The following is a 1,249-nucleotide window of genomic DNA, read 5'->3' as shown; positions in this document are numbered from 1 at the left end:
CAGGCTTTTTGGGCAATAATTCAGATTGAATCGATGTTAAAACATCACTTATTAATTTGTGCACATTAATATAGGTATTTACACCGTCATCTTGAATAACCGCTACTTTTTTAAAGTTAGATATAAGGTCAGCTGCACGATTTAAGTTGCGGTAAATTAAATCTAAGTTTTCAATACCTTCATCTATAAAGCGTTTTAGATGGCTTGAGGTAAGTTTTTTGTCATCAAAGCTTTGCTGTATGTCTGCTAGTTTATCTCTAAGTAACGTAGAACCGGTAATACCTAGCCCTATTGGTGTGTTAACTTCATGGGCAACACCAGCAACCATTTGCCCTAAAGATGCCATTTTTTCGTTTTCAACAATTTGTGTTTGGTATTGATGCATCCGCTCAAGAGTTGATAAAAGCTCTTGATTTGCCTCTCTAAGGGCGATTGTTCGTTGGTTTACTTTTTCTTCAAGGCTTAGGTTTAGTTGTTTGATTTCTTGCTTATCTTTTTCGTGGCGTTCAAGTTGTTTTTTTGTACGCGTAAGCATGATATTTAAACTATTTGAAAGAGCACTTATTTCTTTTACATCAGTTATTGGTGCGCGTGCATCGTAGTTATGATTTTTAGACACATCCTGCAATAACATGCTTAATTGCTCTATTGGCTTAGCTATACGTCGTTGAACTTTAATAGCAATAAAGTAAACAACCGCCAGAATTAATAATGTTAATAACACGTCTATTAATATTTTTCTCTCAATATAAACCTCTAAACTCTCGAGGCTTCCTCGCATATACACATAACCTACTACTTGTTCGTTATCGTAAATAGGGCGGGTTAGCTCAATATGGTCACTCGTAATTCGTGGTGTTTTTAGCTCTTCTACACTGTCTATTCTCAGTGGCACAGGAGGTGTTTTTTTAGCATTAAAGCTAATAAAGAAAACAGGCTTTTGGGATGCTTTTTCTATTGAGTAAATATGTATGTTTTTTACAAGAGGGATCTTTTCAAATGACTTGAGGCGTTTTTCTTCTGTTTTACGATCATCTTCAATTACCGATTGCCCAGCATCAAAAGCTACAATTTCAGAAAGAATAACAAGCTTATTAACTATTAATTGCTTTTGTTCTTTCACGCTTAAATACGTAGAGATAGAAATAGATAACGATAAGCAAATAGCTGTAATAAGCATGATCAAATTAATGAGTGCTTTTCGAATGCTACTTTGATGAACTTTTTTAGGCATTATTTCATTATCGCC

At 34.5% G+C, this 1,249-nt stretch carries 1 protein-coding gene; it reads right to left on the bottom strand.

The window, feature by feature from the left end:
• On the bottom strand, window positions 1–1,234 hold a 1,234-nt coding region (locus H5072_RS19830; protein ID WP_182694562.1), incomplete at its 3' end, for a HAMP domain-containing protein.
• Between the last annotated feature and the right edge of the window lie 15 nt (window positions 1,235–1,249).

Source organism: Pseudoalteromonas sp. SR45-5, assembly GCF_014163565.1.
GTDB classification, from domain to species: Bacteria; Pseudomonadota; Gammaproteobacteria; order Enterobacterales; family Alteromonadaceae; genus Pseudoalteromonas; species Pseudoalteromonas distincta.
The sequence above is the reverse complement of the archived record's forward strand: the minus strand, read 5'-3'. Positions and strand labels throughout refer to the sequence as shown.